Annotated in this window: 23 protein-coding genes; 13 read left to right on the top strand and 10 right to left on the bottom strand. The window is 73.3% G+C overall.

The genetic code is table 11. From position 1 onward, the window contains the following. Positions 1 to 217: 217 nt before the first annotated feature. The 4 genes from ACZ7IF_RS33315 to ACZ7IF_RS33300 form a co-directional block, all read right to left on the bottom strand. On the bottom strand, positions 218 to 1,105 hold the full coding sequence (locus ACZ7IF_RS33315) for an amino acid ABC transporter permease (RefSeq protein ID WP_470979309.1): 888 nt from the start codon (positions 1,103 to 1,105) through the stop codon (positions 218 to 220). Then, positions 1,102 to 1,776 (bottom strand): amino acid ABC transporter permease, encoded by a 675-nt coding sequence (locus ACZ7IF_RS33310; RefSeq protein ID WP_470979306.1) that lies wholly within the window; start codon positions 1,774 to 1,776, stop codon positions 1,102 to 1,104. The genes ACZ7IF_RS33315 and ACZ7IF_RS33310 overlap by 4 nt, the downstream gene beginning before the upstream one ends. Positions 1,777 to 1,860: 84 nt before the next feature. Beyond that, positions 1,861 to 2,715: a glutamate ABC transporter substrate-binding protein gene (locus tag ACZ7IF_RS33305; RefSeq protein ID WP_470979303.1), complete on the bottom strand. Its 855-nt coding sequence runs from the start codon at positions 2,713 to 2,715 to the stop codon at positions 1,861 to 1,863. Between the two features lie 98 nt (positions 2,716 to 2,813). Beyond that, a complete protein-coding gene (locus ACZ7IF_RS33300) occupies positions 2,814 to 3,599 on the bottom strand; it encodes an amino acid ABC transporter ATP-binding protein (protein ID WP_042801963.1) in 786 nt (261 codons plus the stop codon). Between the two features lie 277 nt (positions 3,600 to 3,876). Here ACZ7IF_RS33300 and ACZ7IF_RS33295 point away from each other — a divergent pair, with 277 nt between their 5' ends. Beyond that, entirely contained in the window at positions 3,877 to 4,581 is a 705-nt protein-coding gene (locus ACZ7IF_RS33295) for a response regulator transcription factor (RefSeq protein WP_470979300.1), read from the top strand. An 11-nt stretch (positions 4,582 to 4,592) separates the two neighbouring features. Next, positions 4,593 to 6,008, top strand: a complete 1,416-nt coding sequence (locus ACZ7IF_RS33290; RefSeq protein ID WP_470979297.1) for a sensor histidine kinase — start codon at positions 4,593 to 4,595, stop codon at positions 6,006 to 6,008. On the opposite strand, the gene ACZ7IF_RS33285 is transcribed toward ACZ7IF_RS33290, so the two are convergent. Next, the gene (locus tag ACZ7IF_RS33285) at positions 6,005 to 8,092 is read right to left on the bottom strand and encodes an endo-beta-N-acetylglucosaminidase (RefSeq protein WP_470979295.1); all 2,088 of its coding nucleotides are present in this window, start codon (positions 8,090 to 8,092) and stop codon (positions 6,005 to 6,007) included. The two genes, ACZ7IF_RS33290 and ACZ7IF_RS33285, sit on opposite strands and share 4 nt — an antisense overlap. Before the next feature lie 61 nt (positions 8,093 to 8,153). Beyond that, entirely contained in the window at positions 8,154 to 9,401 is a 1,248-nt protein-coding gene (locus ACZ7IF_RS33280; RefSeq protein WP_470979292.1) for a glycoside hydrolase 5 family protein, read from the bottom strand. 336 nt (positions 9,402 to 9,737) lie between these two features. Here ACZ7IF_RS33280 and ACZ7IF_RS33275 point away from each other — a divergent pair, with 336 nt between their 5' ends. Next, positions 9,738 to 10,784 (top strand): LacI family DNA-binding transcriptional regulator, encoded by a 1,047-nt coding sequence (locus tag ACZ7IF_RS33275; protein WP_470979290.1) that lies wholly within the window; start codon positions 9,738 to 9,740, stop codon positions 10,782 to 10,784. Positions 10,785 to 10,840: 56 nt separating this feature from the next. Further along, complete coding sequence (locus tag ACZ7IF_RS33270) at positions 10,841 to 11,806, top strand: ROK family protein (RefSeq protein ID WP_470979393.1); 966 nt, start codon at positions 10,841 to 10,843, stop codon at positions 11,804 to 11,806. Here the strand turns inward: ACZ7IF_RS33270 and ACZ7IF_RS33265 are convergent. After that, a complete protein-coding gene (locus tag ACZ7IF_RS33265; RefSeq protein ID WP_470979287.1) occupies positions 11,796 to 12,794 on the bottom strand; it encodes a TAXI family TRAP transporter solute-binding subunit in 999 nt (332 codons plus the stop codon). The two genes, ACZ7IF_RS33270 and ACZ7IF_RS33265, sit on opposite strands and share 11 nt — an antisense overlap. A gap of 181 nt (positions 12,795 to 12,975) precedes the next feature. Next, the gene (locus ACZ7IF_RS33260; protein ID WP_470979284.1) at positions 12,976 to 13,926 is read right to left on the bottom strand and encodes a LysR family transcriptional regulator; all 951 of its coding nucleotides are present in this window, start codon (positions 13,924 to 13,926) and stop codon (positions 12,976 to 12,978) included. A 71-nt stretch (positions 13,927 to 13,997) separates the two neighbouring features. Between ACZ7IF_RS33260 and ACZ7IF_RS33255 the strand changes: the two genes are divergently transcribed. Genes ACZ7IF_RS33255 through ACZ7IF_RS33245 form a run of 3 tightly spaced genes read left to right on the top strand, consistent with a single transcriptional unit; the run spans position 13,998 to position 16,910 of the window. Further along, on the top strand, positions 13,998 to 14,636 hold the full coding sequence (locus ACZ7IF_RS33255) for a maleylpyruvate isomerase family mycothiol-dependent enzyme (protein ID WP_470979281.1): 639 nt from the start codon (positions 13,998 to 14,000) through the stop codon (positions 14,634 to 14,636). Then, a complete protein-coding gene (gene miaB, locus ACZ7IF_RS33250) occupies positions 14,633 to 16,153 on the top strand; it encodes a tRNA (N6-isopentenyl adenosine(37)-C2)-methylthiotransferase MiaB (RefSeq protein WP_470979278.1) in 1,521 nt (506 codons plus the stop codon). The genes ACZ7IF_RS33255 and miaB overlap by 4 nt, the downstream gene beginning before the upstream one ends. Positions 16,154 to 16,187: 34 nt before the next feature. Continuing rightward, on the top strand, positions 16,188 to 16,910 hold the full coding sequence (locus ACZ7IF_RS33245; protein WP_470979276.1) for a class III extradiol dioxygenase subunit B-like domain-containing protein: 723 nt from the start codon (positions 16,188 to 16,190) through the stop codon (positions 16,908 to 16,910). An 87-nt stretch (positions 16,911 to 16,997) separates the two neighbouring features. Here ACZ7IF_RS33245 and ACZ7IF_RS33240 read toward each other — a convergent pair whose 3' ends face one another. Both ACZ7IF_RS33240 and ACZ7IF_RS33235 read right to left on the bottom strand, forming a co-directional pair. Then, positions 16,998 to 17,243, bottom strand: coding sequence for an antitoxin (locus tag ACZ7IF_RS33240; RefSeq protein WP_007266972.1), 246 nt, complete (start codon positions 17,241 to 17,243; stop codon positions 16,998 to 17,000). Positions 17,244 to 17,265: 22 nt separating this feature from the next. Beyond that, positions 17,266 to 17,517 carry a hypothetical protein gene (locus tag ACZ7IF_RS33235; protein ID WP_470979272.1) on the bottom strand — a complete coding sequence of 84 codons (252 nt, stop codon included), beginning with the start codon at positions 17,515 to 17,517 and terminating at the stop codon, positions 17,266 to 17,268. 175 nt (positions 17,518 to 17,692) lie between these two features. On the opposite strand from ACZ7IF_RS33235, the gene miaA reads away from it, so the two are divergent. From miaA to hflX, 6 genes are all read left to right on the top strand, one after another. After that, positions 17,693 to 18,631, top strand: a complete 939-nt coding sequence (miaA, locus tag ACZ7IF_RS33230; RefSeq protein WP_470979270.1) for a tRNA (adenosine(37)-N6)-dimethylallyltransferase MiaA — start codon at positions 17,693 to 17,695, stop codon at positions 18,629 to 18,631. 111 nt (positions 18,632 to 18,742) lie between these two features. Continuing rightward, positions 18,743 to 19,333, top strand: a complete 591-nt coding sequence (locus ACZ7IF_RS33225) for a hypothetical protein (protein WP_470979390.1) — start codon at positions 18,743 to 18,745, stop codon at positions 19,331 to 19,333. A gap of 95 nt (positions 19,334 to 19,428) precedes the next feature. Beyond that, positions 19,429 to 20,304, top strand: a complete 876-nt coding sequence (gene dapF, locus ACZ7IF_RS33220) for a diaminopimelate epimerase (protein ID WP_470979267.1) — start codon at positions 19,429 to 19,431, stop codon at positions 20,302 to 20,304. Between the two features lie 140 nt (positions 20,305 to 20,444). Further along, entirely contained in the window at positions 20,445 to 22,523 is a 2,079-nt protein-coding gene (locus tag ACZ7IF_RS33215; protein ID WP_470979264.1) for a RelA/SpoT family protein, read from the top strand. Positions 22,524 to 22,749: 226 nt separating this feature from the next. Continuing rightward, a complete protein-coding gene (locus ACZ7IF_RS33210; protein WP_470979261.1) occupies positions 22,750 to 24,264 on the top strand; it encodes a M1 family metallopeptidase in 1,515 nt (504 codons plus the stop codon). Between the two features lie 233 nt (positions 24,265 to 24,497). Then, the gene (gene hflX, locus ACZ7IF_RS33205; protein ID WP_470979258.1) at positions 24,498 to 26,003 is read left to right on the top strand and encodes a GTPase HflX; all 1,506 of its coding nucleotides are present in this window, start codon (positions 24,498 to 24,500) and stop codon (positions 26,001 to 26,003) included. The last annotated feature ends 103 nt before the right edge of the window (positions 26,004 to 26,106 follow it).

Raw genomic sequence — 26,106 nt, 5'->3', positions numbered from 1 at the left:
AGGAAGGGGGGAGGGAAAAGAAAAAAGAGGAAGAAGAAAGAAAACAGAAAAAGAAGGAAAAAAAACACACCCCCCCCCCCCCCCCCCCCCCCCGGCGGGCCCCCCCCCTCCCCCCCCCCCCCCCCCCCCCCCCCCACCACACGGGCTACGCACTATGACTGACCCTACGTCAGCCCTCCAGCGGCCATCCGGCCGGGCTGGGACCGGGCTCGACCGGTCAGACCGCCGAGTTGGCTCCGGTGGCCAGGTCGTCGACCTCGGCCACGCCGACCACCGCGCCGGTGCTCTTCTTCGACTTCCGCAGCCGGCCCTCCATCCAGGAGGCGAAGGAGGTGAGGGCGAAGTTCACACCGATGTACAGCAGGGCGATCACCACGAGCGTGGCGATGGTGTTGCTGTAGTTCGCCGAGATCTGCCGGTTCGCCGCCAGCAGGTCGCTGACGCCGAGGAGCGAGCCGCCGAGGGCGGTGTCCTTGAGGATCACGACGAGCTGGCTGACCAGGGCCGGCAGCATCGCCGTGACGGCCTGCGGGATCAGCACGTGGACCATGGTCTGGCCCTTGCGCATGCCGATCGCCTTGGCGGCGTCGGTCTGGCCGCGCGGCAGGGACAGCACGCCGGCCCGGACGATCTCGGCGATGACCGCGGAGTTGTACAGGACCAGGCCGATCACGACCGCGTACATCGGGCGGAAGTCCGAGGACACGGCGGGGACGAACTGCACGATGAACGCCGAGCCGAAGATCATCAGCATCAGCACCGGGATGGCGCGGAAGAACTCCACGACCGCGCCGACCGGGACGCGTACCCAGGTGTGGTCGGAGAGCCGGCCGATGCCCAGCAGGGCGCCCAGCGGCAGGGCGATCACCATGGCGAGCGCGCCGGCCTTCAGGGTCTCCATCAAGCCGGGGATCAGGAAGGTGGTCCAGATCCGGCCGTCCGTGACGAAGGGGGTCCACTTGTCGGCGTCGAGCTGGTGCTTCTCCGCCATGACGGAGAGGATCCACCAGGCGGCGACCGCGAACAGGACCAGGAAGACGGCCGTGTATATCCAGTTGCGGGCCTTGGCCTTGGGGCCGGGCACGTCGTACAGCACGGAGGTCATCGCTTCACCGCCACTCGCTTGGCCACCCAGCCCAGCAGCAGACCGGTGGGCAGGGTCAGCAGGACGAAGCCGAGGGCGAAGATCCCGAAGACGGCGAAGAGCGCGTCCGCTTCGTTCTCGATCATTTCCTTCATCAGCAGGGCCGCCTCGGCCACGCCGATGGCCGCGGCCACCGTGGTGTTCTTGGTGAGCGCGATCAGTACGTTGGCGAGCGGTGCGATGACCGCCCGGAAGGCCTGGGGGAGCACGATCAGGGTGAGCACCTGGAAGAAGCTCAGACCCAGCGCGCGGGCCGCCTCGGCCTGGCCGACGGGCACGGTGTTGATGCCCGAGCGCAGCGCCTCGCAGACGAAGGTGCCGGTGTAGGCGGTCAGTGCGAGGACGGCGAGCCGGAAACCGGTCTCCTTGGAAGTGTCGCCGCCCAGGTTGATCGTGAGGGTCTGGAAGAGGCCCAGCGAGCAGCCGATGATCAACAGGGTCAGCGGGGTGTTGCGGACCAGGTTGACGTACGCGGTGCCGAAGGCCCGCATCAGCGGGACCGGGCTGACCCGCATCCCGGCCAGGACGGTGCCCCACACCAGGGAGCCCACCGCCGAGTAGAGGGTGAGCTGAACCGTCACCCAGAAGGCTCCGAGCAGGTCGTACTGCCCGGAATCAAGAAAGTCGAACACGTTGCCCTGCGCTCTCCCCAGGATGGCCGGTGGGGTACGCCGCCGCCCGCGGACGGGCGGGCGGCGGCGCGCCCCACCGGGAAATCAGCTGCCTTCGGTGATCTGCGGGGCAGGCTCGTTCTTGTAGCCGGCCGGGCCGAGGTTCTTCTTCACGGCCGCCTCCCAGGAGCCGTCCGCGACCATCTTCTTGAGCGCGGCGTTGATCTTGGTCTGGAGGTCCTTGTCGCCCTTCTTCAGACCGATGCCGTAGTTCTCGTTGCTCATGCTCAGGCCGACGAGCTTGAACTTGCCCTTGTTCTTCTCCTGCGCGGCGTAACCGGCCAGGATCGAGTTGTCCGTGGTCAGCGCGTCCACGGCCTTGTTCTCCAGGCCGGTGAGGCACTCGGAGTAGCCCGGGAACTCCTGCAGGTCGGCGTCCTTGGCGAGGTCCTTCTTGATGTTCTGCGCCGAGGTGGAGCCGCTGACGGAGCAGAGCTTCTTCTTGTTGAGGTCCTCGACCTTGGTGATCGAGGAGTCGTCGGCGCGGACCAGCAGGTCCTGGTGGGCCAGGAAGTACGGGCCGGCGAAGTCGACGCGCGCCTTGCGCTTGTCGTTGATCGAGTACGTGGCGGCGATGAACTTCACGTCGCCGTTGGAGATCAGGTTCTCGCGCTCGGCGCTGACGGCCTGCTTCCACTCGATCTGGTCCGGCTGGTAGCCGAGCTCCTTGGCGACGTAGGTCGCCACATCGACGTCGAAGCCCTCGAACTTGCCGTCCGGGGTCTTCAGGCCCAGACCCGGCTGGTCGAACTTGATGCCGATGACGATCTTGTCCGACTTGGCACCGCCGGACGGGCCGCCGTCGCTCGCCGCGTCCTTGCTGCCGCCGCCACAGGCGGTCGCCGTCAGGGCGAGAACGACGGCCGTGGCAACGGCAGCGCCGGTCTTGAGAACCTTCATGGTGAACTTCCCTCGGGTGAGACGTTGTTGAACGACGAGCAGGACACGTCGTGGGCGACGGCACGAGCCGTCGATCGGATCACTACCAGACGAGAGCGTCAGTGGTGCAGGATCTTCGAGAGGAAGTCCTTGGCGCGGTCGCTCTTCGGGGCGCTGAAGAACTGTTCAGGGGCGGCCTGTTCGACGATCTTCCCGTCCGCCATGAACACGACCCGGTCGGCCGCCGAACGGGCGAAGCCCATCTCGTGCGTGACGACGACCATCGTCATGCCCTCGCGGGCGAGCTGCTGCATGACCTCCAGCACCTCGTTGATCATCTCCGGGTCCAGGGCCGAGGTGGGCTCGTCGAAGAGCATCACCTTCGGGTCCATCGCCAGTGCCCGGGCGATCGCCACGCGCTGCTGCTGGCCACCGGACAGCTGCGCCGGGTACTTGTCGGCCTGAGCGCCGACGCCCACCCGGTCCAGCAGCGCCTTCGCCTTCTCCAGGGCCGTCGCCTGGTCCGTCTTGCGGACCTTGAGCTGACCCAGCATCACGTTCTGCAGCACCGTCTTGTGCGCGAACAGGTTGAACGACTGGAAGACCATGCCCACGTCGGCGCGCAGCCGGGCGAGTTCCCGGCCCTCGGCCGGAAGCGGCTTCCCGTCCAGCGTGATGCTGCCCGAGTCGATGGTCTCCAGCCGGTTGATGGTCCGGCACAGCGTCGACTTGCCCGAGCCCGAGGGCCCGATCACCACGACGACCTCACCGCGGGCAATGCTCAGATCGATGTCCTGAAGCACGTGCAGCGCGCCGAAGTGCTTGTTGACGTTGCTCAGTACGACCAGGTCGTCGGCGGCACCGGCCGCATCCTCCACGTCCTTGGTCACTGATACTCCGCTCATCGGCTTCTTGCTCCGTCCTCCGTCGGTTGGGAGGAATGTAGTGACGAGATGAGCACACCGTCAGCACATCTGAGGGAGAATTGAGCATAACGAAACGGCCTCGCACCGATACGCTCCGTACCCAGTACCCACCAAGGGCGCGATGTACTCGTACCGGGTGCATAACGGAAGGCTCGCCGGACCGGAACCCTCTTGACGTGGGACTCTCCCATGGGTGTGGATGCATGGTGACCATGTGTACGGAAGCTGAAGCGGAAGAAGCGGGAAGGGGGACGCCATGAGGCTGCTGCTCGTCGAGGACGACGACCACGTCGCCGCCGCACTGTCGGCGATCCTCGCCCGGCACGGCTTCCAGGTGACCCATGCCCGCAACGGCGAGGAGGCCCTCCAGGCGCTGCTGCCGGCCGGGGCCAAGCCCTTCGGCGTGGTCCTGCTGGACCTGGGCCTGCCCGACCAGGACGGCTATGAGGTCTGCGGCAAGATCCGCAAGCGCACCGCCACGCCCGTCATCATGGTCACCGCCCGCGGCGACGTCCGCTCGCGGATCCACGGCCTGAACATGGGCGCCGACGACTACGTGGTCAAGCCGTACGACACCGGGGAACTCCTCGCCCGCATCCACGCCGTCGCCCGCCGCACCGGCGCCTCCGACGAGGGCGCGGCCGCCCCCGAGGGCGCCCCCGGCACGGTCCGGCTCGGCTCCGTGGCCGTGGAGCTGCCCACCCGCCGCGTCACCGTGAACGGCACCGACGTACCGCTCACCCGCAAGGAGTTCGACCTGCTGGCCCTGCTCGCGCAGCGGCCCGGCGTGGTCTTCCGCCGCGAGCAGATCATCAGCGAGGTGTGGCGCACCAGCTGGGAGGGCACCGGCCGCACCCTCGAGGTCCACGTCGCCTCGCTGCGCTCCAAGCTGGGCATGCCCGCGCTCATCGAGACCGTCCGCGGGGTGGGCTACCGGCTCGTCACCCCGGCCGCCCCCTAGCGGGTCCCGCCGTGCGCACCCGGCTGCTCCCGCTCCTGGTCATCCTGATGGCGGGCGTCCTGATCGCGCTCGGCCTCCCGCTCGCCGTCAGCCTGGCCGCCGCCCAGCAGCAGCGGGTGGTGGTCGACCGCATCGACGACAGCGCCCGCTTCGCGGCCCTCGCCCAGTTCGTCATCGACGCCGAGGGCTCCGGAGCCACCGGCGCCGACGAGCGCCGCGACACCCTCCAGCTCGAACTCGCCCGCTACCAGGAGCTGTACGGCATCCGCGTCGGCATCTTCTACCGCGACGACAACGCCATGGTCCGGGCCCCCGGCTGGTGGCAGCTCCCCGAGTCCAAGGAAGGCCAGCGCGCCTTCGACGACGCCCTCGCCGGCCGGCGCAGCCACGACCCCGGCCAGGTCTGGCCCTGGCAGACCAGCGGCAAGCTCCTCGTCGTCTCCCCCGTCGTCCTCGACGGCGACGTGGTCGCCGTCGTCGCCACCGAATCTCCCACCGACGGGATGCGCGCCCGGGTCCTGCGCGGCTGGCTGATCATCGCCGCCGGCCTCACCGCCGCCATGCTCGTCGCCTTCGGCGCCGCCCTGCGCCTGACGAGCTGGGTGCTCAAGCCCGTACGGACCCTGGACGCCGCCACCCACGGCATCGCCACCGGACGGATGAACTCCCGCGTCGCCGCCGCGAGCGGCCCGCCGGAACTCAGACGCCTGGCCCGCTCGTTCAACGAGATGGCCGACAACGTCGAAGAGGTACTGGAGCAGCAGCGGGCGTTCGTCGCGGACGCCTCCCACCAGCTGCGCAACCCGCTCGCCGCGCTGCTCCTGCGCATCGAGCTCCTCGCCCTCGAACTCCCCGAGGGCAACGAGGAGATCGCCTCCGTGCGCACCGAGGGCAAACGCCTCGCCCAGGTCCTCGACGACCTGCTGGACCTGGCGCTGGCCGAGCACGCCTCCGCCGAGATCAGCCTCACCGACATCGGGGAGCTCGCCGCCGAACGGGTGGCCGCCTGGCGGCCCTACGCCGAGGAGAAGGGCGTACGGCTCACCGAGGCGGGCCGTACCGCCGTCACCGGCTGGGCCGACCCCATCGCCCTGTCCAGCGCCCTCGACGCCGTCATCGACAACGCCCTGAAGTTCACCCCCGCCGGGGAGGAGGTCGAGGTGTCGGTCTCCGCCGAGGGCCGCAGCGCGCTCGTCGTCATCGCCGACCGGGGACCCGGCCTGACCGAGGAGGAGCTGCTGCGCGTCGGCGACCGCTTCTGGCGCAGCGGCCGCCACCAGAACGTGAAGGGCTCCGGTCTCGGCCTGTCGATCTCCCGCGCCCTGCTCGCCTCGGGCGGCGGATCCATCTCCTACGAGACGAACCCGCCGCACGGGCTGCGCGTGACGGTGGCCGTGCCCCGCACCGACCCCCAGGACACTCCCTAGCTCCAGGGCAGTTCGGTACGTGCCGGCGCGGAGACGGCGTACGGCTCGTCCACGGCCCGCAGCTCGAAGACCGCCGCGCGCTCCCCGTCCGCGCGGACGACGGAGGGCAGGTGGAGGGCGGCCGCGCAGGTGCCGGCCAGGAAGCGGCGGGTGCCGTCGGGCAGGAGGCGGTGGAGCTCGTAGTGCCGGACCGGCCCGGCCGCCCGGACCCACCGCAGGCGGAGCTCGGCACGGCCGTCGCCCTGCCGGGAGACGGCCTCCACCCGCAGGCGGGAGGGCGGGGCCGGGGTCCGCCGCGCGGTGGTGTCGCGTACCGTCAGGGCCCCGAGCCGCCAGGACACCGCCGTCTTCCCGGGCGCGGTGATCCGTACGGCAAGGGCGTACGCGGTCCTCCCGGCCAGGCGCGCGAGGGGCACGCGGGAGGTCCGCCAGCCCTGGCCGGCGCCCGCCGTCCCGGCCGCCAGCCAGGTGTACGGCACGGGCGCGCCCGGGGCGGACGGCTCGCGGACGGCGACGCCGAGCTCCACGGCCACCGGCCCCGCGCCGCTCGCGTGGACCAGCTCGGCGACCGCCGAGCCGGTCAGGGGGACGCGTGTGCAGTGCAGTCCCACGGTCGCCGGCGCGGTGAGCGCGCCCGCCACCAGCAGGCTGGAACCCCCGCGCCAGGCGTCCGCGAAGTCCAGGGTCACCGAGGGGGGCGCCCCGGCGGTGTCCACCACCCAGCGCCGGCCCGGCAGCCGGTCCTGGAGCGCCAGCTGGTTCCACGGCTCCTCCGAGGTGACCGCGCCCTCCTCGAACCAGCGCAGGCCGTGCCCGGTGTTGAAGGAGCAGCCGAAGGGCAGCCCGGTGACGGTGGAGCGGTCGGCGACGAGAGTGGCCGGGGCCCGCCAGGCGGCCTGCGGCGCGGGCCGGGAGGGATCCAGGGACTCGCCCGTCCAGAACCGGTCGTCGGCGCGGTGGAAGGCGCCGGGGGAACGGTCCGCGAGGTGGTTGCGGGTCCACTCCGGCCGGTAGAAGCCGAGGCTGACCACGTGGTCGCGGTCGCGCGGCACGATGGCGTCCCAGCGGACGGCGGAGTCCCAGCCGTTGGCCTCCACGTCCACCGCCGCCCACAGTTCGCGGCGGCTGCGCCCGAGCCGGCCGGCGAGGGCGCCGGAGTCGGCGAGCGTGCGCGCAGTCCAGCGGAAGTCCACGAACACCGTGTCCGCGACCCGGCCCGAACGGTCCTCGAAGAACTCCTGGTTGAGCGCGTTGAGGGCGCCCTGCCAGCCGACCCTGCCGGTGCTGTTCATCGCGTCGTACCAGGTGATGCGCAGCCCGTGCGGCGCGCCCGCCGCCCGCAGCGCCCGCAGGAACTGGCGCATGCGGGTGGCCAGGGCACTGTCCCCGCCGTCCGTCTCGGCGTTGACGAACCAGCCGTCGAACCCGTACGCCACCGCCACCCGGGCCAGCTGCTCCGCGACCGGGAAGCGGCCGTCGGGCTCCCGCCGCACCAGGTCGCGCGTCCACTGGAGGTCGCCGCCGTAGGGGACGGGCGGCAGGAAGACGTTGCCCAGCACCCGGACCCCGTGGCGGTGGGCGGCGTCGACGACCGGCGCGTTCGGAGCCAGTACGAGGCCCTCGCCGGCGGAGCCGCCCCAGAAGACCAGCTCGTCGAGGTACGCCCAGTGCGTCAGGGCGTAGTAGTCGGCGGTCGCCGAGCCCTGGGAGGGGTTGCGGGAGGTCGGCCCGAACGACACCAGCGCCGAGATCCGGGCCTGGCCGGTGCGGGCGCCGCGGTGCGCGGGGACGGGGGTGAAGCGCGGGGCGAGCGGCACGGTCGCGGTGTTGTGGGCGAGGTCCGGGTCCGACTCCGGGGTCCAGTCGCCGAGCGAGCGCCAGACGACGCCGGGCTCGGGGGTTCCGTGGGGGAGGGAGCCGGGGAACCAGTAGGAGGCGTACGGGGCCAGTCCGGCGGGCGGGGCGGGGGCGGCTGCCGCGGGGGTGGGCGGGCCGAGGAGAGCGGCTCCGGCGGCACTGGCGGCGCCGGCGGCCAGGACGGTGCGTCTGGCCGGGGGTAAGGGGGTGGGGCCGGAATCGGGCATCGGGGGCTCCTCACGGTGCGGCTCGGGCGGGGTGGGGCGGGGTGGGGCCGGGGGCGGGCCGTCATCCGACGTCCGCGGTGTGGAGTACCTCCTTGATGCCGCGTGCGGACAAGTGGGCCGGGTCCGCCGCGCGGTCCGCGAGGACCACCGCCGGGCGGGCGCCCCGGGCCGTCAGGGAGGCCCAGGCCTCGAAGAACGTGCCGCCCGGGGCGCACACCGAGCGGCCCTGGGCCTCGTCCAGCGCGAGCGCGGTGGACCGTACGGCCGGACGGTGCTCGCGGTCCCGCCACGCCCCCGCGATCCGGGCCAGGGCGGCCCCGGCGGGCTTGGTCCGGCGGTCGTTGGTGAGCAGGCCGAGGCCGTACTCCAGCTCGGGGAAGTCCGCGAGCTCCCGGGACACGTCGTGCGAGCACCACCACGTCACCCCCCACAGCCCGGGGCAGTCCAGGGCGGCTGCCAGCGTGGCGGCCGTGAACCGCGCGGCGTGCTCCGGCGGGATCAGCGGCGCCGGTGCCCCGACCTCCTGGAGCCACACCGGGCGCGCGGGGTCCGTGGCCCAGGCCTTCGACAGCTCGATCAGGTACGCGGCGTGGTGCTCGGTCGCCGTCCCGGTCCGGCCGTGGCGCTGCGCGGTGCCGTTGAACACCCACGAGTGCACGGCGGTGGCCGCGCCCAGCCGGGCCGCCTGCGCCGGGGTGAAGGGGTGACCGTCCTGGTACCAGGCGGCGTCGTACTCCGCGTGCACGTGCAGCCGCCCCGGGGCACCCCGCTCGCAGGCGGCGAGCATCCGCTCCAGCCAGCGGCCGGCCTGCTCGGGGGTGACGCGGTCGGGGTCGGGGTGCGGGGGGCCGGAGAACTGGTCGATCTCGTTGCCCACCGTCATCCCGAGGAAGTTCGGCCGGTCGGCGAGGGCGGCGGCGAGGGTGCGCAGGTACTCCTCCTGGCCGGCGACGACCTCCGGGTCGGTGAAGAGGTTCCGCCGGTGCCAGGTCCGCGTCCAGGCGGGCAGGAAGTCGAAGCTCGACAGGTGGCCCTGGAGGCCGTCCACGGCGACGTCGAGCCCGCGCGCGGCGGCCGCGTCGGCGAGGGCGACGAGCTGCTCGACGGCGCGCGGCCGGATCAGCGTGCGGTTGGGCTGGAAGAGCGGCCACAGCGGGAACACCCGTACGTGGTCCAGGCCGAGGGCGGCGATCGAGTCGAGGTCGGCCCCGACCTCTGCGGGGTCGAAGTCCAGCCAGTGGTGGAACCAGCCGCGTGCCGGGGTGTAGTTGACGCCGAAGCGCGGGGAGGGGGAGGGGGTGCGGTGCATGGAGGATCCCGGGGTTTTGGGGAATGCGCCGGACGCCCACAAACTGCCGGGCCGCGCGGGTGGAGTCAACAGCGCCTTCGCCGCCGGGCGGCCGGATTTCCATCGTGGGCGGTACTTATGCGCTTCAGCCCGGGCAGGGGAAGGGGGCGGGCGTTCCGGCGGGTGGGTGTCTAATGCGGTTTAGCGTGTGGGCCGTCTGCCCTTGGGCGGTAAATCCCGCTATTCGCAAGGCTGTTGCCCCAAGCCGAGTCGGTCCGCCGTGGGGGCGGACCTCCGGGGCGGGATCGCGTACGGTCCGCCCCAACGCAGTCCACGTCACCGAGGGATGAGGCAGGCATGGCCCGCAGACCCACCATCAAGGACATCGCCCGCGGGGCCGGAGTGTCCGAGAGCGCCGTCTCCTTCGCCCTCAACGGCAGGCCGGGAGTCTCCGAGGACACCCGCGCGCGGGTCCGCCGGGTCGCCGAGGAACTGGGCTGGCAGCCCAACCACGCCGCCCGCGCCCTGTCCGGCGAGCGCTGCGGGGCCGTCGGGCTGGTGCTGGCCCGGCCCGCGCACACCCTCGGCGTCGAGTCGTTCTTCCTCCAGCTCGTCTCCGGCATACAGGAGGTGCTCTCCGCCGGGCGGACGGCGCTGCTCTTCCAGGTGGTGGAGGACATCGACGCCGAATGCGCCGTACACCGCCGCTGGTGGGCCGAACGGCGCGTGGACGGGGTCCTCGTCGTCGACCCCCGTACGGAGGACCCGCGCCCGGAGCTCCTGGCCCGGCTCGGGCTCCCGGCCGTCTTCATCGGGGGGACGGGGGAGCCGGTGGTGCCGGGATCCCCGCCGCTGTCGTACGTCCGGGCCGACGACGCCCGTGCCATGGCCGGGGTGCTGGAGCACCTCCACGGGCTCGGCCATCGCCGGATCACGCACATCGCCGGCCTGCCCGGCCTCGCCCACACGGCGCGCCGCATCGCCTCGCTGCGCGCCGAGGCCCGTCGGCTGGGGCTTCCCGAAGGACACGTCCGGTCGGTGACCACCGACTACTCCGACGCCGAGGGTGCCGCCGCCACCCGCCGGGTGCTCGCCGAGCCGGAGCCGCCCACCGCCCTCGTCTACGACAACGACGTGATGGCGGTGGCCGGCAGCGCGGTCGCCGCCGGGCTGGGCATCCCCGTGCCCGGCCGGCTCTCCATCGTCGCCTGGGACGACTCCGCCCTGTGCCGGGTCACCCACCCCCGGCTGACCGCGCTGGTCCGCGACACCGCCGGATTCGGGCGGCTCGCGGCCGAGGAGCTCCTCGCGCTCCTCGCCGGAGGCCCGCCCCGGGCCCGGGAGAGCGAGCTGCCCCGGCTGGAACCCCGCGAGAGTACGGCCCCGCCGCCGGCCGCATACTGAAATCCGACCCCTTGGGCAGGAGCGCCTCCGTGACCACCCCCACCTCAGCCTTCCCCGTGCCGCGCAGCGCCGCCGCGGCCGCCCTCGCCGGCCCGACCGTGGCGATCGACATCGGCGGCACGAAGATCGCCGGGGCGCTGGTCCACCCCGACGGCGCGATGACCGCGGTCACCCGGCGCCCCACCCCGCGCGGGACGGACGCCGACGGGGTCATGGCGGCGGTCGCGGAGGTCGTCGCGGAACTGGCGCAGGACCCCCTGTGGGCGCAGGCCGTCCGCTGCGGCATCGGCAGCGCCGGCCCGGTGGACACCTCGCGGGGCACCGTGAGCCCGGTCAACATCGGGGCCTGGCGGGAGTTCCCCGTGCTGGAGCGGATCGCCGCCGAGCTGGCCGCGCGGGGGGCCCGGATCCCGGTTGCCCTGGCCGGCGACGGCGTGGCCATGACGGCCGCCGAGCACTGGCTCGGCGCCGCCCGGGGGCACGCCAACGCCCTGTGCATGGTGGTCTCCACCGGGGTCGGGGGCGGCCTGATCCTGAACAACCAGCTCCACCCCGGCCCCACCGGCAACGCCGGTCACATCGGCCACATCAGCGTCGCGTTCGACGGGGACCGGTGCGCCTGCGGGGGCCACGGCTGCGTCGAGTCCCTCGCCTCCGGGACCGCCATCGCCCGCTGGGCCCTCGCCCAGGGCTGGACCGGCCCCGACCCCACGGCGGCGGGGGTCGCGGCCTCGGCCGCCGCCGGCGACCCGGTGGCGCTGGCCGCCTTCGACCGTGCCGGGCGGGCCCTGGCAGCGGCCATCGCGGCCACCGCCACCCTCGTCGAGACCGACATCGCGGTGATCGGGGGTGGGGTCGCCGCCAGCGGGGACACCCTCTTCGCACCGGTCCGGCGGCACCTGGCCTCGTACGCGACCCTGTCCTTCGTCAAGGACCTCCAGGTCGTCCCGGCCGCCCTCGGCACCCACGCCGGACTGATCGGCGCGGCCGCCGCCGCGGTGATGCTGCTGCCTACGGCTTGACCGAGCGGTAGTACCGCCGGGCCCCCTCGTGCAGGTCCAGCGGGTCCGTGTAGATCGCCGTCCGCAGGTCCACCAGCTGCGCCGCGTGCACCTCGTGCCCGATCCGGTCCCGGCTGAGGATCACCGTCCGGGTGAACTGCTCGGTCAGCTCCGGGCCGGTGTCCTCCCGGGTCACCAGCAGGTTCGGCACGGCGACCGTGGCCACCGCCGAGGTGTTGCGGGCCCGCGCGTACGCGTCCTGCGGCATCACCGCGGCGCGGTAGTAACGGGCCGGGCTGCCACTGGCCTGGAGCTGCTCGACCAGGTCGCCCAGCTGCACGAGCCGGATGTCGAAGCGCTCCGACAGCTCGCGCACGGCGTTCGTCGGGAGCCCGCCCGACCAGAAGAAGGCGTCGATCCGCCCCGCCTCCAGCTCGGCGGGCATGGTGTCGATGCCGATCCCGACGGCGGTGATGTCCTTGTGCGGGTTCAGCTTGGCCGCCGTCAGCAGCCGGTCCGATACCAGCCTGACCCCGGAGCCGTCCTGGCCCACGGCGACCCGCTTGCCCCGCAGGTCGCGGGCCGACTGCACCGGCGAGCCCGCCGGCACCACCAGCTGTACGTAGTCGTCGTAGAGCCGTGCGCAGCCCCGCAGCCGGTCGGCGCCCGGCTTCCCGTCGGCCCGGTACTTGGCGACCGCGTCCGCCGTGGCGATCGTGAAGTCGGCCTGCCCGGCGGCGACCCGCTGGAGGTTCTGCTGCGAACCCTCGCTGGGCTCCAGCCGGACCTCCACCCCGGGCATGTCCTGCGCGAGCGCTTCCTCCAGCAGCTGCCCGTAGCGGTGGTAGACGCCGCCGGTACGCACACCCGTGCTGACGGTCAGCTCGCCCTTGAGCTCGGGCTCCCAGAAGGGCCTCGGCCACCACAGCAGCCCCCCGAGCACGACCAGCACGGCGACCAGACTCAGGAGGAGGCGGCGCCGGCTGATGCGGGGAGGTACGAGGGGCATGCCGGGATCCTCCCACCCGGCCCGCCGTCCTGTCACGGCCGGCCCCGCCGCCCGCCGCCCGGGGCCGCCGGCCCGAACGGCGAGCCGGTGCCGGGCCTGCCGTCCGGCATCACGCGCCGGGGCCGGTCCGGCCGTCGGGAGTGCGGCGGCGTGAGTACGGCGGCGGCCGCCCCCGGGCCGGTCAGGGGGCGGCGGATCCCGCGCCCTGCACCGCGCCCCCCGCCGGGCCCGGCAGGGCTGCCCGGAGGCGGGCCAGGAGGTGCCGGGCCGCCGGGCCGGACGGACCGTCCGTGCGCCAGGCCAGCGCGACCCGGCCGCGCAGCTCCGGGCCGGTGATCCGGAGCGCCCGTACCCCCGGGCCGGCCGCCGACTCCGCGCCGTCCGGAATCACCGCCACCCCCAGCCCCCGCGCCGCCAGCCGGGCCAGCACGGCCGGCGCGGCCGCCTCGAAGTCCACCCGGGGTGTGAAACCGGCCTCCGCGCAGGCCCGTTCCAGGACCCCGCGCAGCCCCGTCCCGCGCGGCAGTGCGATCAGGGCCCGGCCGCGCAGCTCCGCGAGGGGGATCCGGCCGCCCACGGCGGACCGTACGAGAGGGTCGTCGGCCCGGACCGCGGCGACCAGGGGTTCGTCGAGCACCACCCGCGCCGTGACCCCCTGCGGCGGCTCCCCGGCCAGACCGACCATCGCCAGGTCCAGCTCCCCGCTCCGCAGCGCCGCCAGCATCCGTTCCGAGGTGTCCTCGGCCAGCGCGATCTCCACCCGGGGGTGCGCGTCGTGGAAGTCCCCGAGCAGCCCGACCACGTCGAACGCGCCCACCGCCACCGACGCCGCCCCCGGGATCAGCCCCAGCGCCACCCGCCCCCGCAGCAGCCCGGAGAACTCGTCGGCCGTCCGCCGGATCCCCTCCACCGCCGCCAGCGCGGCCCGCGCGTACGCGAGTACCGCCTCGCCCGCCTCCGTCGGCGCGACCCGCCGCCCCGAGCGGTCCAGCAGCCTCTGCCCCAGCTCCCGCTCCAGCTGCCTGACCTGGGCGCTCACCCCGGGCTGGGAGACGTGCAGCCGCTCCGCGGCCCGGGTGAAACCGCCCTCGTCGGCCACCGCGACGAGATACCGCAACTGAGCCAGCTCCATAACCATGGATTCTAGATCGCAGAAGTACTCGGTCTTGGACTTATGGCAGGCCGCCCGCCCACCCTGGACCCATGAGCCGAGCCGAAATCGCCGCCGCCACAGCAGCCGAACGACGCGAGCTGGCCGACGTACTCGACGCCCTCACCCCCGCCCAGTGGGAAGCCCCCTCCCTCTGCGCGGGCTGGAGCGTGCGCGAGGTCGCCGCCCACATGTCCCTCGGCTTCCGCACCTCCCCGCCCGGCTTCGCCGCCGAGCTGCTGAGGGCCCGCGGCAGCCTGCACCGGATGACCGACCGCACCGCCCGCCGCGACGCCGCCGCCTTCACCCCGCCCGAACTGGCCGCCCTGCTGCGCGAGCACGCCCACCACCCCTGGAAACCCCCGGCCGGCGGCCCCACCGCCGGACTCGCCCACGACGTCGTCCACGGCCTCGACATCACCACCGCCCTCGGCCACCCGCGCCGCGTCCCCGAGGACCGGCTGCGCCTCCTCCTCGACGCCGTCACCCCCCGCGGCCTGCGCTTCTTCGGCGTCGACCTGACCGGAGTCCGCCTCGTCGCCGACGACCTCGACTGGTCCCGCGGCAGCGGCAGCCCGGTGCACGGACGGGCCCAGGACCTGCTGCTCGTCCTCTTCGGCCGCCGCCTTCCGGCGGGCAGGCTGTACGGGGGACCGGAGGGCCCTCCGGCACCGCCTACCCTTGTTGCATGACCAGCAGCAGCGACCGGAGCACGGCAGTGGTGGACCCCAAGGGAACTTACGAGGTGCGCACCTACGGGTGCCAGATGAACGTGCACGACTCCGAGCGGCTCTCCGGTCTGCTGGAGGACGCGGGCTACGTCCGCGCGCCCGAGGGCTCCGACGGCGACGCCGACGTGGTCGTCTTCAACACCTGCGCCGTCCGCGAGAACGCCGACAACAAGCTGTACGGCAACCTCGGCCGGCTCGCCCCGATGAAGACGAAGCGCCCCGGCATGCAGATCGCCGTCGGCGGCTGCCTCGCCCAGAAGGACCGCGACACCATCGTCAAGAAGGCCCCGTGGGTCGACGTGGTCTTCGGTACCCACAACATCGGCAAGCTGCCGGTCCTCCTGGAGCGCGCCCGCGTCCAGGAGGAGGCCCAGATCGAGATCGCCGAGTCGCTGGAGGCGTTCCCCTCCACGCTCCCGACCCGCCGCGAGTCCGCGTACGCCGCCTGGGTCTCGATCTCCGTCGGCTGCAACAACACCTGCACCTTCTGCATCGTCCCGGCGCTGCGCGGCAAGGAGGAGGACCGCCGTCCCGGCGACATCCTCGCCGAGGTCGAGGCCCTGGTCGCCGAGGGCGTCTCCGAGATCACCCTGCTCGGCCAGAACGTCAACGCCTACGGCTCCGACCTCGGCGACCGCGAGGCCTTCTCCAAGCTGCTGCGCGCCTGCGGCCAGATCGAGGGCCTGGAGCGGGTCCGCTTCACCTCCCCGCACCCGAAGGACTTCACCGACGACGTCATCGCCGCCATGGCCGAGACCCCGAACGTGATGCCGCAGCTGCACATGCCGCTGCAGTCGGGTTCGGACCCGATCCTCAGGGCGATGCGCCGGTCGTACCGGCAGGAGCGTTTCCTCGGCATCATCGAGAAGGTCCGCGCCGCGATCCCGCACGCCGCGATCTCCACCGACATCATCGTGGGCTTCCCCGGCGAGACGGAGGAGGACTTCCAGCAGACGATGCACGTCGTGCGCGAGGCCCGCTTCGCCAGCGCCTTCACCTTCCAGTACTCCAAGCGCCCCGGCACCCCCGCCGCCGACATGGAGGGGCAGATCCCCAAGGAGGTCGTCCAGGACCGCTACATGCGCCTGGTCGCCCTCCAGGAGGAGATCTCCTGGGAGGAGAACAAGAAGCAGGTCGGCCGCACCCTGGAGGTCATGGTCGCCGAGGGCGAGGGCCGCAAGGACGGCGCCACGGCCCGGCTGTCCGGCCGCGCCCCCGACAACCGCCTCGTGCACTTCACCAAGCCCGACCAGGACGTCCGCCCCGGCGACGTGGTCACCGTGGAGATCACCTACGCGGCCCCGCACCACCTCCTCGCCGAGGGCCCGACGCAGGCCGTGCGCCGCACCCGCGCCGGCGACGCCTGGGAGAAGCGCAACGCCGCTCCGGCGCAGCCGGCGGGAGTCATGCTCGGCATCCCGGCCATCGGCGTCCCGGCCCCGCTGCCGGCGGCCACCTCGGGCTGCGCGATCGACTGACCGCGGACGGGGCGGGGCGGCTAGGCTGCGGATCATGCTCGTAGCCGCCGCCGTCTGTCCCGCCCCGCCGCTCCTCGTGCCGGAGGTCGCCGCGGGCGCCGCCGCCGAACTCGACGACGCCCGTACCGCCTGCTCCGACGCGCTGGCCGTGCTCGCCGCCTCCCGGCCCGACCTGCTGGTCGTGGTCGGCGCCGCGGCCGAGGGCGGCGGGTACGACCAGGGCACCCCCGGCGGCTTCGCCGGCTTCGGCGTGGACCTGACCGTCACCCTGGGCCCGGAGCTGGGCGAGCCGCCGAGCGGCCAGGCCACCGGGACCACCCTCCCGCCCTCCCTCGCGGTGGCCGGCTGGCTGCTCGGGCAGGCCCGCTGGGCGATCGCCCCGGTCGCCGGGGTGGCCGTCGCCGAGGACCTCCCGCCCAGCGGCTGCGGCCTCCTCGGCGCGGACCTGGGCCGTTCCGCCGACCGCGTGGCCATGCTGGTCCTCGGGGACGGCAGTGCCTGCCGCACCCTCAAGGCCCCCGGCTACCTGGACGAGCGTGCCGCGGGCTTCGACGCGGCCGCCGCCCGGGCGCTCGGCACGGCCGACGTGGCCGCGCTCGCCGCGCTGGACCCCGTGCTCGCCGCCGAGCTGCTGGCCGCCGGCCGGGCTCCCTGGCAGGTGCTCGCGGGCGCCGCGGAGGGCGCGGGCCTGGACGGCCGGCTGCTGTACGAGGACGCCCCGTACGGGGTCGGATACTTCGTGGCCGCCTGGTCGTAGCGGCTCCGGGCGCCGGGCCCGCCCGTACGCACACGCATGACGGAGGGGCGCGGGATCAGCAGATCCCGCGCCCCTCGCGGTACCGCGTCAGGAGGCCGCCGGCGGCGTCGGCCCGCCCGGGGTGTCCTTGTGCGCGATCTTGCCCAGGGCGTCCTTCGCCTTGTCCGCGCCGGTCGTGATCCGGGCGCTGTACTTGCCATGGGTCTTGGAGTCCACGACCTTGGCGACCTTGTCCAGGCCCTCGCCGATCCTGCCCTCGTGCTGCTGCGCGAGGTCGCCGACCTTGTCCTTCGCCGGAGCGAGCTTGGCCTTCAGATTGTCCATGAACCCCATGGGGCACCTTCCAGTGGCGTGACTACGTACGGGCGCCCTCGCCGGCCTCGCTGTCCGCGGCCGCCTCCACCGACTGCTGCTTCGGGATCTCCACGGCCTCCGCCGCGGGGGTCCCGGCCGCCGCAGACCCGGCTTCCTCGACCTCCACGACCTCCTCGGCCCGTACGGCCGGCTCGGTCTCCGCCTCCAGCGCCTCCGCCGTCCCGGCCTCGGCGGCGGCCGGTTCGGCCACTACCTCTTCCTTGCGACGAAAAATCCGGTCAAAAACGCCCATGTCTACTCCCATAACGTTACTCGTGCGGGTGAAGTTCCGCCCTGGCCGGACCGGCCTCCACCAGATGCGCGCCAGGCGCACGCCGGGCCGGAACCTCTTCAGGGCAACGACCCCGCCCGCACCCCGTCACCTCACCCGATCGGGTACATGCCGCCGGGTTTGCGAGACTGTGTCAGTGAGGAATGCAGCCCCCGCCCCGCGGGTCATCGCCGTCGTCGGTCCCACCGCGGCCGGAAAGTCCGACCTGGGCGTCGCCCTGGCCCGTCACTTCGACGGCGAGGTCGTCAACGCCGACTCCATGCAGCTCTACCGGGGGATGGACATCGGCACCGCCAAGCTGACGCTGGAGGAGCGCGGCGGGGTCCCGCACCACCTCCTCGACATCTGGGACGTCACCGAGACCGCGAGCGTCGCCGAGTACCAGCGCCTGGCCCGCGCCGAGATCGACGAACTGCTCGCCCAGGGCCGCACCCCCGTACTCGTCGGCGGATCCGGCCTCTACGTGCGCGGCGCCCTCGACGCCATGGAGTTCCCCGGCACCGACCCCGAGGTGCGGGCCCGGCTGGAGGAGGAGGCCACCCTGCGCGGCCCCGGCGCCCTGCACGCCCGCCTCGCCGCCGCCGACCCGGCCGCCGCCGCCGCGATCCTGCCCAGCAACGCCCGCCGCATCGTCCGGGCCCTGGAAGTCATCGAGATCACCGGCAAGCCCTTCACCGCCAACCTGCCCGGCCACGAGTCCGTGTACGACACGGTCCAGATCGGCGTCGACGTGGCCCGCCCCGAACTCGACGAGCGGATCGCGCTGCGCGTGGACCGCATGTGGGACGACGGCCTGATCGACGAGGTCCGCGCCCTGGAGGCCCAAGGGCTGCGCGAGGGCATCACCGCCTCCCGCGCACTGGGCTACCAGCAGGTACTGGCCGCCCTCGCGGGGGAGTGCACCGAGGACGAGGCCAAGGCCGAGACCGTAAGGGCCACCAAGCGCTTCGCCCGCCGCCAGGACTCCTGGTTCCGCCGCGACCCCCGCGTGCACTGGCTCAGCGGAGCCGCCGCCGACCGGGGGGAACTCCCCGGACTCGCGCAGTCGTTGGTCGAACGAGCGGTCACAGCCTGATCACGTGATTGCATCGGGAAGCCCCGTGTGCCCGTCGCGGGCCCGGGTCCGTGCCATCATCAAACTTCTGAACAGTGGCGTACGAAGTCCGAGTGGGGAGGGCGCGTGGCTATGGAGGCCGGCCCTCGTGACACGGGGCGGGACGACACCAGGCGGGGAGCGGACCCGATGCTCCGAAGCGGGCCCGGTGAGCCTGGCGCGCCCGCCGGCCCCGGCACGCCGGACGCCCCGGCGGACCCCGGCGGCACCGGCACCCCCGCGGGTCCCGACACGGGCGCCGACGGCCTCGGGCTGCCCGCCGAACCGGCCCGGCTGAGCCCCGACGGCCCCGACGCCCCGGAGCCGGGCACGGAGGCCGCCGGCCCCGAGTTCGAGGTCGAGCTGCGCCCGCAGCGCCGCCTGCGCATCTGGCAGATCGCCCCCATCGTGATGCTGGCCGCCGCCGGCTCCCTGATGTTCGCCTTCCCCCTCGCCTTCGAGTTCGGGGACGGCGGAGCCGTCGTCGCCATGCTCGGCTTCCTCATCAGCTCCTGCGCGGGAGGCTGGGGCATGATGGCCGCGCGCCGCGTCGGCTACACCTGGCCCGGGCTGCCGCCGCGCGGCAGCGGCCGCCGCCCCGACTGGCGGATGGCCGCGCTGTGCGCGCTGATCGCGCTGGCCGTCGTAGCACTCGCCGTGTACCGGGTGGCCCGGCTGCGCTGACCTGCGCCGACCCGTGCCGGCGCCGTTCTGACGGCGCGCTGACCGCATGCTGAGCCGCCCGGCCGCCGCAGTGGACCGCTCGGTACCATGGGCGGGTGACGCACACCACCCTCTCCTTCCTCAAGGGCCACGGGACCGAGAACGACTTCGTGATCGTCCCGGACCCGGACAACGCCATCGAGCTGCCCGCGACCGCCGTCGCCGCCCTGTGCGACCGCCGGGCCGGCATCGGGGCCGACGGTGTGCTGCACGTGGTCCGCTCCGCCGCCCACCCCGAGGCCGCGCACATGGCCGACGAGGCCGAGTGGTTCATGGACTACCGCAACAGCGACGGCTCCATCGCCGAGATGTGCGGCAACGGCGTCCGCGTCTTCGCCCGCTACCTCCAGCACGCCGGCCACGTCGAGCCCGGCGACCTCGCCATCGCCACCCGCGGCGGCGTCAAGCAGGTCCACCTCGACAAGACCGGCGACGTCACCGTCTCCATGGGCCGCGCCCTGCTCCCCGAGGGCGACGTCACCGTCTCCGTCGGCGAGCGCTCCTGGCCCGCGCGCAACGTGAACATGGGGAACCCGCACGCGGTCGCGTTCGTTGAAAGCCTCGACCACGCCGGCAACCTGTACAGCCCCCCGCCGTTCAGCCCCGCCTCCGCCTACCCCACCGGGGTCAACGTCGAGTTCGTCGTCGACCGGGGCCCGCGGCACGTCGCCATGCGCGTCCACGAACGCGGCTCCGGCGAGACCCGCTCCTGCGGCACCGGCGCCTGCGCCGTCGCCGTCGCCGCCATCCGCCGGGACGGAGCCGACCCCGCCGCCACCGGCCAGCCGGTCTCGTACACCGTCGACCTGCCCGGCGGAACCCTCGTCATCACCGAACACCCCGACGGCCGCGTCGACATGACCGGACCGGCCGTCATCGTCGCCTCCGGCGAATTCGAAGCCGCCTGGCTCACCGAAACGGCTTTCGCCTGAAGATTCCCTCTCATGGGTGATCCGTTTCACGCTGAGCGAGAGGTGGACTGCGCCACGTGGTGGGGTCGGTAACATCAGGCACCGGCCCTGAGGGCTCACCCCATGCCCGCCACCGCCGGTCGAAGCCGCCGGAGGTGCCCATGAGTGCAGAGGCCACGAACCCCGAAGCACATGCCGAGATGCGCCCTGAGCTGCGCAGACGAGGCCGTAGCCGACTCGATCTGCGCCGCCTGGGGCGCGCGGCCCTGCTCGGGCCCACGTCCCGCGACCGCCTTCCCGACGCCATCGGGCACGTAGCAGAAGCCCACCGCGCCCACCATCCGGACGCCGACCTGTCCATTCTGCGGAAGGCCTATCTGCTCGCGGAGCACTCCCACCGCGGCCAGATGCGCAAGAGCGGTGAGCCGTACATCACACACCCGCTCGCCGTCACCCTCATCCTCGCGGAACTCGGCGCCGAGACCACCACCCTGACGGCCTCTCTCCTCCACGACACCGTCGAGGACACCGATGTGACCCTCGAACAGGTCCGGGAGGAGTTCGGCGACGAGGTCTGCTTCATCGTCGACGGCGTCACCAAGGTCGAGAAGATCGACTACGGGGCCGCCGCCGAACCCGAGACCTTCCGCAAGATGCTCGTCGCCACCGGCAACGACGTCCGCGTCATGTCCATCAAACTCGCCGACCGGCTGCACAACATGCGCACCCTCGGCGTGATGCGCCCCGAGAAACAGGCACGCATCGCCAAGGTCACCCGCGACGTCCTGATCCCGCTCGCCGAACGCCTCGGCGTCCAGGCCCTCAAGACCGAGCTGGAAGACCTCGTCTTCGCGATCCTGCACCCCGAGGAGTACGAGCACACCCGCGCCCTCATCGCCGCCCGCGCCGGCGAGGACGACCCGCTCGCCGCCATCGCCGAATCCGTGCGCGCCGTCCTGCGCGACGCCGGCATCGCGGCCGAGGTCCAGGTACGGCCCCGGCACTTCGTCTCCCTCCACCGCATCTCCCGGCAGCGCGGCGAACTGCGCGGCTCCGACTTCGGCCGCATCCTCGTCCTCGTCGCCGAGAACGCCGACTGCTACGGGGTGCTCGGCGAACTCCACACCTGCTTCACCCCGGTCGTCTCCGAGTTCAAGGACTTCATCGCCGTACCGAAGTTCAACCTCTACCAGTCGCTGCACACCGCCGTCGCCGTCCCCGAGGGGTACGTCGCCGAGGTCATCGTCCGCACCCGCCAGATGCACCGCGTCGCCGAAGCCGGCGTCGTCGCCCTAGGCAACCCGTACGCCACCGGCGAGGCCGCCCCGGCCGACTGCGACGAGGAGCGCGTCGACCCCACCCGCCCCGGCTGGCTCTCCCGGCTCCTCGACTGGCAGCAGTCCGCACCCGACCCCGACACCTTCTGGAGCGTGCTGCGCGCCGAGCTCGCCCAGGACCGGGAGATCACCGTCTTCCGCGCCGACGGGGGCACCCTGGGCCTGCCGGCCGGGGCGAGCTGTATCGACGCCGCCTACGCGCAGCACGGCGAGGCGGCCCACGGCTGTATCGGCGCCCGCGTCAACGGGCGTCTCACCTCCCTCTCCTCCCCGCTCTCCGACGGGGACACCGTCCAGCTGCTCCTCGCGCAGGACGCCTCCTCCGGGCCCGCCCCCGACTGGCTGGACCACGCCAGGACCCCGGCCGCCCGGATCGCCATCGGCAGCTGGCTCCAGACCCACCCCGACGGCCCCGGCCCCGCCACCGCCGCGCCCCGGGCGCCGCTGTCCGTGCCGGGGCTGCGCGGCGGCGGGGGCAACGCCGTCGCCGACCTGCCCGACGCGCACGTCCGCCTCGCCGGATGCTGCACCCCCGTACCGCCGGACGCGGTCGCCGGGTTCGTCGTACGCGGCGGGGCCGTCACCGTCCACCGGGTGCACTGTCCGGCCGTGGCCCAGATGCGCTCCGTGGGCCGCACCTCGGTCGCCGTGCACTGGCGGGCCACCGCGGACTGCCGGGTCACGCTCAACGCCGAATCGTTCGGGCGGCCGCACCTGCTCGCCGACCTGACCGAGGCCATCGCCCGGCTGGGGGTCGAGGTGGTCTCCGCCACCGTGGAGCCGCCCGTCGAGCAGCGGGTCCACCACAGCTACACGCTGCAACTGCCCGACGCGGCGGTACTGCCCGCGCTGATGCGGGCGATGCGGGACGTACCCGGCGTGTACGACGTCAGCCGGGTGTAGGGAGCCCCGGAGGGGTTCAGGGGGTTCAGGGGGATCAGGGGGATCAAAGGGCTGGGGAAGACGTTGGGGGAACCCGGGGAGCGTTCCGGGGCTTGACGGGGAGAGCGCGCGGGGGCGCGTACGCGGGGGCGTACGGAGTCCTCTGCCAGGCCCCCGGCGCCCCGTTCGGGTGGAGTCGTCGCGCGCCGCTCGCGGGCCCGGGACACGCGCTGGTAAGCGGTGGTGGATGCAGCTCACCTCCCCGCGCCTGCGCGCCTCCCTGCTCGCCGCGGCCTCCCTCACCCTCGTCGCCGCCGTGCTGCCCCCGCCGAAACCGCTGGGCATCGGCGACCGGCTCTTCCCCGAGCTGGGCAACCCCGGCTACGACGTCCTCTCGTACGACCTGTCCCTCACGTACAAGGACAACCGCAGCCCCCTCGACGCGGTCACCGCCATCGAGGCCCGCAGCCTGGAACCGCTGGAGCGGATCAACCTCGACTTCACGCACGGGACCGTCGCCTCCGCCGAGGTCAACGGGCAGCCCGCACGGTTCGAAGCAGCCGGGGAGGACCTCGTACTGACCCCCGCGCACCCGGTCCCGGCGAGCGCTCCGCTGCACATCACCGTCCGGCACACCAGCGACCCGCGCGGCCGGGCCTCCGACGGCGGGTGGGTCGTCACCGAGGACGGCCTCGCCATGGCCAACCAGGCCGACGCCGCCCACCGGGTGTTCCCCTGCAACGACCACCCCGCCGACAAGGCCTACTTCACCTTCCGGATCACCGCCCCCGAGGGGTACACGGCCGTCGCCAACGGGCTGCCCGGCGCCCTGCCCGCCGCGCGGGCGGCCGGCGCGACCGAGTGGACGTACCGGACCCTGCACCCGATGGCCACCGAGCTGGCACAGGTCTCCGTCGGCCGCTCCGCCGTCCTGCACCGCACCGGACCGCACGGCCTGCCGCTGCGCGACGTCGTGCCCGCCGCCGACCGGGAGCGGCTGGAGCCCTGGCTGGCCAAGACCGCCGGACACGTCGCGTGGATGGAGGAGCGCGTCGGGCGCTACCCCTTCGAGAACTACGGGGTGCTGATCGCCCGGGCGAAGACCGGCTTCGAGCTGGAGACCCAGACCCTCTCGCTCTTCGAGCACGGCCTGTTCGCCGGGGAGGCGGCCGGCTACCCCGAGTGGTACGTGGAGTCCGTCATGGTCCACGAGCTCGCCCACCAGTGGTTCGGCGACAGCGTGACCCCGCGCACGTGGTCCGACCTGTGGCTCAACGAGGGGCACGCCACCTGGTACGAGGCCCTGTACGGGGACGGGCTCGGCAAGTACCCGCTGGAGCGGCGGATGCGCGAGGCCTACCAGCGCTCCGACCAGTGGCGGGCCCAGGGCGGCCCCCCGGCCGCCCCGAAGGCGGCCGCCCCCGGCGAGAAGATCGGCCTGTTCCGGCCCGTCGTCTACGACGGGGCCGCGCTGATCCTCTACGCGCTGCGCCAGGAGATCGGCACGGCGGCCTTCGACCGGGTCGAGCGGCGCTGGGTGGCGGAGCACAAGGACGGGATCGCGGGCACGGACGACTTCGTACGCCTGGCCTCGCAGGAGGCCGGACGCGACCTGACGGCCTTCCTGCGGCCCTGGCTGTACGGGGAGACCACCCCGGCGATGCCCGGGCACCCGGAGTGGGGCGGCCCGGCTGCGGCTTCGGCCGCGACTCCGGCCCCGGCCCCGGCTCCGGTTTCGGGGAAGACCCAGGGGAAGCCGTAGCAGCGGAAAACGGTATGACGGCCGGGGAACGGGCATGACACCATCGACGAGGCCGACGTGGACACCCCGGGGGACCCCGCCCAGGGGAACCCGGCTCCGGGGAATCACCGGACGGGACCACACGTTGGACATGACAGTGCTATGTCACGCACAGCGGTACCTTTGGCCCTGGCTGAACCGGCCGGGCGCCGGAACCGGCCGGCGCGACACCATCGAATCGACGTAAGGATCCAATGACCTCCTCTTCTTCCCCTTCCCAGGACCCGCGGGACGCGCAGAACGTGCGGGACTCGCAGAGCTTCACCGAGAGCCTTCGGGCCGATGCCCTGATGGAAGAGGACGTCGCCTGGAGCCACGAGATCGACGGAGAGCGGGACGGCGACCAGTTCGACCGCTCCGACCGCGCGGCCCTGCGCCGCGTGGCCGGTCTCTCGACCGAGCTCGAGGACGTCACCGAGGTCGAGTACCGCCAGCTCCGCCTGGAGCGCGTGGTCCTCGTCGGTGTCTGGACCTCCGGCACGGTCGGCGACGCCGAGAACTCCCTCGCGGAGCTCGCGGCCCTCGCCGAGACGGCGGGCGCCCTCGTGCTCGACGGTGTCATGCAGCGCCGCGACAAGCCCGACCCGGCCACCTTCATCGGTTCCGGCAAGGCGCGCGAGCTCCGCGACATCGTGCTCGAAAGCGGGGCCGACACCGTCGTCTGCGACGGCGAGCTCAGCCCCGGCCAGCTCATCGCGCTGGAGGACGTGGTCAAGGTCAAGGTCGTCGACCGGACCGCCCTCATCCTCGACATCTTCGCCCAGCACGCCAAGTCCCGAGAGGGCAAGGCGCAGGTCGCACTCGCGCAGATGCAGTACATGCTGCCGCGACTGCGCGGCTGGGGCCAGTCGCTCTCCCGGCAGATGGGTGGCGGCGGCGGTGGCGGCATGGCCACCCGAGGCCCCGGTGAGACCAAGATCGAGACCGACCGGCGCCGCATCCGCGAGAAGATGGCGAAGATGCGCCGGGAGATCGCCGAGATGAAGACCGGCCGGGACATCAAGCGGCAGGAACGCCGCCGCAACAAGGTCCCCTCGGTCGCCATCGCCGGCTACACCAACGCCGGCAAGTCCTCCCTCCTCAACCGCCTCACGGGCGCGGGCGTACTGGTGGAGAACGCGCTGTTCGCCACCCTCGACCCGACCGTGCGCCGGGCCGAAACCCCCTCCGGCCGCGTCTACACCCTGGCCGACACCGTGGGCTTCGTCCGGCACCTGCCCCACCACCTCGTCGAGGCGTTCCGCTCCACGATGGAGGAGGTCGGCGACTCCGACCTCATCCTGCACATCGTGGACGGCTCGCACCCGGCACCGGAGGAGCAGCTGGCGGCGGTGCGCGAGGTCATCCGCGAGGTCGGTGCGGTCAACGTGCCCGAGATCGTGGTGATCAACAAGGCGGACGCCGCGGACCCGCTCGTCCTCCAGCGGCTGCTGCGCATCGAGCGGCACTCCATCGCCGTCTCGGCCCGCACCGGCCAGGGCATCGAGGAACTCCTCGCGCTCATCGACGCCGAGCTGCCCAGGCCCGCGGTAGAGGTGGAGGCCCTCGTGCCGTACACCCGCGGCGCGCTGATCGCCCGGGCCCACGCCGACGGCGAGGTGATCTCCGAGGAGCACACCCCGGAGGGCACCCTGCTCAAGGCACGGGTCCACGAGGAACTGGCGGCGGAGCTGGCACCGTACGTGCCCGCCAAGCACTGACGGCAGCACGGGGCGGCCTGCGCGGCCGCCGCTGACGGAACGGCCGAGGGCCCCCGCAACGCGCGGGGGCCCTCGGCCGTTCACACGGGACCCGGACGCTCCG

The organism is Streptomyces sp. NPDC037421 (assembly GCF_055602105.1).
This window is presented reverse-complemented; position numbering and strand designations above follow the sequence as displayed.

What these genes read in the sequence shown, in the direction of transcription:
- ACZ7IF_RS33315 (WP_470979309.1), bottom strand. Translation starts at nt 1,105, where the DNA reads ATGACCTCCGTGCTGTACGACGTGCCCGGCCCCAAGGCCAAGGCCCGC.
- ACZ7IF_RS33305 (WP_470979303.1), bottom strand. Translation starts at nt 2,715, where the DNA reads ATGAAGGTTCTCAAGACCGGCGCTGCCGTTGCCACGGCCGTCGTTCTC.
- ACZ7IF_RS33300 (WP_042801963.1), bottom strand. Translation starts at nt 3,599, where the DNA reads ATGAGCGGAGTATCAGTGACCAAGGACGTGGAGGATGCGGCCGGTGCC.
- ACZ7IF_RS33295 (WP_470979300.1), top strand. Translation starts at nt 3,877, where the DNA reads ATGAGGCTGCTGCTCGTCGAGGACGACGACCACGTCGCCGCCGCACTG.
- ACZ7IF_RS33285 (WP_470979295.1), bottom strand. Translation starts at nt 8,092, where the DNA reads ATGCCCGATTCCGGCCCCACCCCCTTACCCCCGGCCAGACGCACCGTC.
- ACZ7IF_RS33280 (WP_470979292.1), bottom strand. Translation starts at nt 9,401, where the DNA reads ATGCACCGCACCCCCTCCCCCTCCCCGCGCTTCGGCGTCAACTACACC.
- ACZ7IF_RS33275 (WP_470979290.1), top strand. Translation starts at nt 9,738, where the DNA reads ATGGCCCGCAGACCCACCATCAAGGACATCGCCCGCGGGGCCGGAGTG.
- ACZ7IF_RS33265 (WP_470979287.1), bottom strand. Translation starts at nt 12,794, where the DNA reads ATGCCCCTCGTACCTCCCCGCATCAGCCGGCGCCGCCTCCTCCTGAGT.
- ACZ7IF_RS33260 (WP_470979284.1), bottom strand. Translation starts at nt 13,926, where the DNA reads ATGGAGCTGGCTCAGTTGCGGTATCTCGTCGCGGTGGCCGACGAGGGC.
- ACZ7IF_RS33255 (WP_470979281.1), top strand. Translation starts at nt 13,998, where the DNA reads ATGAGCCGAGCCGAAATCGCCGCCGCCACAGCAGCCGAACGACGCGAG.
- miaB (WP_470979278.1), top strand. Translation starts at nt 14,633, where the DNA reads ATGACCAGCAGCAGCGACCGGAGCACGGCAGTGGTGGACCCCAAGGGA.
- ACZ7IF_RS33245 (WP_470979276.1), top strand. Translation starts at nt 16,188, where the DNA reads ATGCTCGTAGCCGCCGCCGTCTGTCCCGCCCCGCCGCTCCTCGTGCCG.
- ACZ7IF_RS33240 (WP_007266972.1), bottom strand. Translation starts at nt 17,243, where the DNA reads ATGGGGTTCATGGACAATCTGAAGGCCAAGCTCGCTCCGGCGAAGGAC.
- ACZ7IF_RS33235 (WP_470979272.1), bottom strand. Translation starts at nt 17,517, where the DNA reads ATGGGCGTTTTTGACCGGATTTTTCGTCGCAAGGAAGAGGTAGTGGCC.
- ACZ7IF_RS33225 (WP_470979390.1), top strand. Translation starts at nt 18,743, where the DNA reads ATGGAGGCCGGCCCTCGTGACACGGGGCGGGACGACACCAGGCGGGGA.
- ACZ7IF_RS33215 (WP_470979264.1), top strand. Translation starts at nt 20,445, where the DNA reads ATGAGTGCAGAGGCCACGAACCCCGAAGCACATGCCGAGATGCGCCCT.
- ACZ7IF_RS33210 (WP_470979261.1), top strand. Translation starts at nt 22,750, where the DNA reads ATGCAGCTCACCTCCCCGCGCCTGCGCGCCTCCCTGCTCGCCGCGGCC.
- hflX (WP_470979258.1), top strand. Translation starts at nt 24,498, where the DNA reads ATGACCTCCTCTTCTTCCCCTTCCCAGGACCCGCGGGACGCGCAGAAC.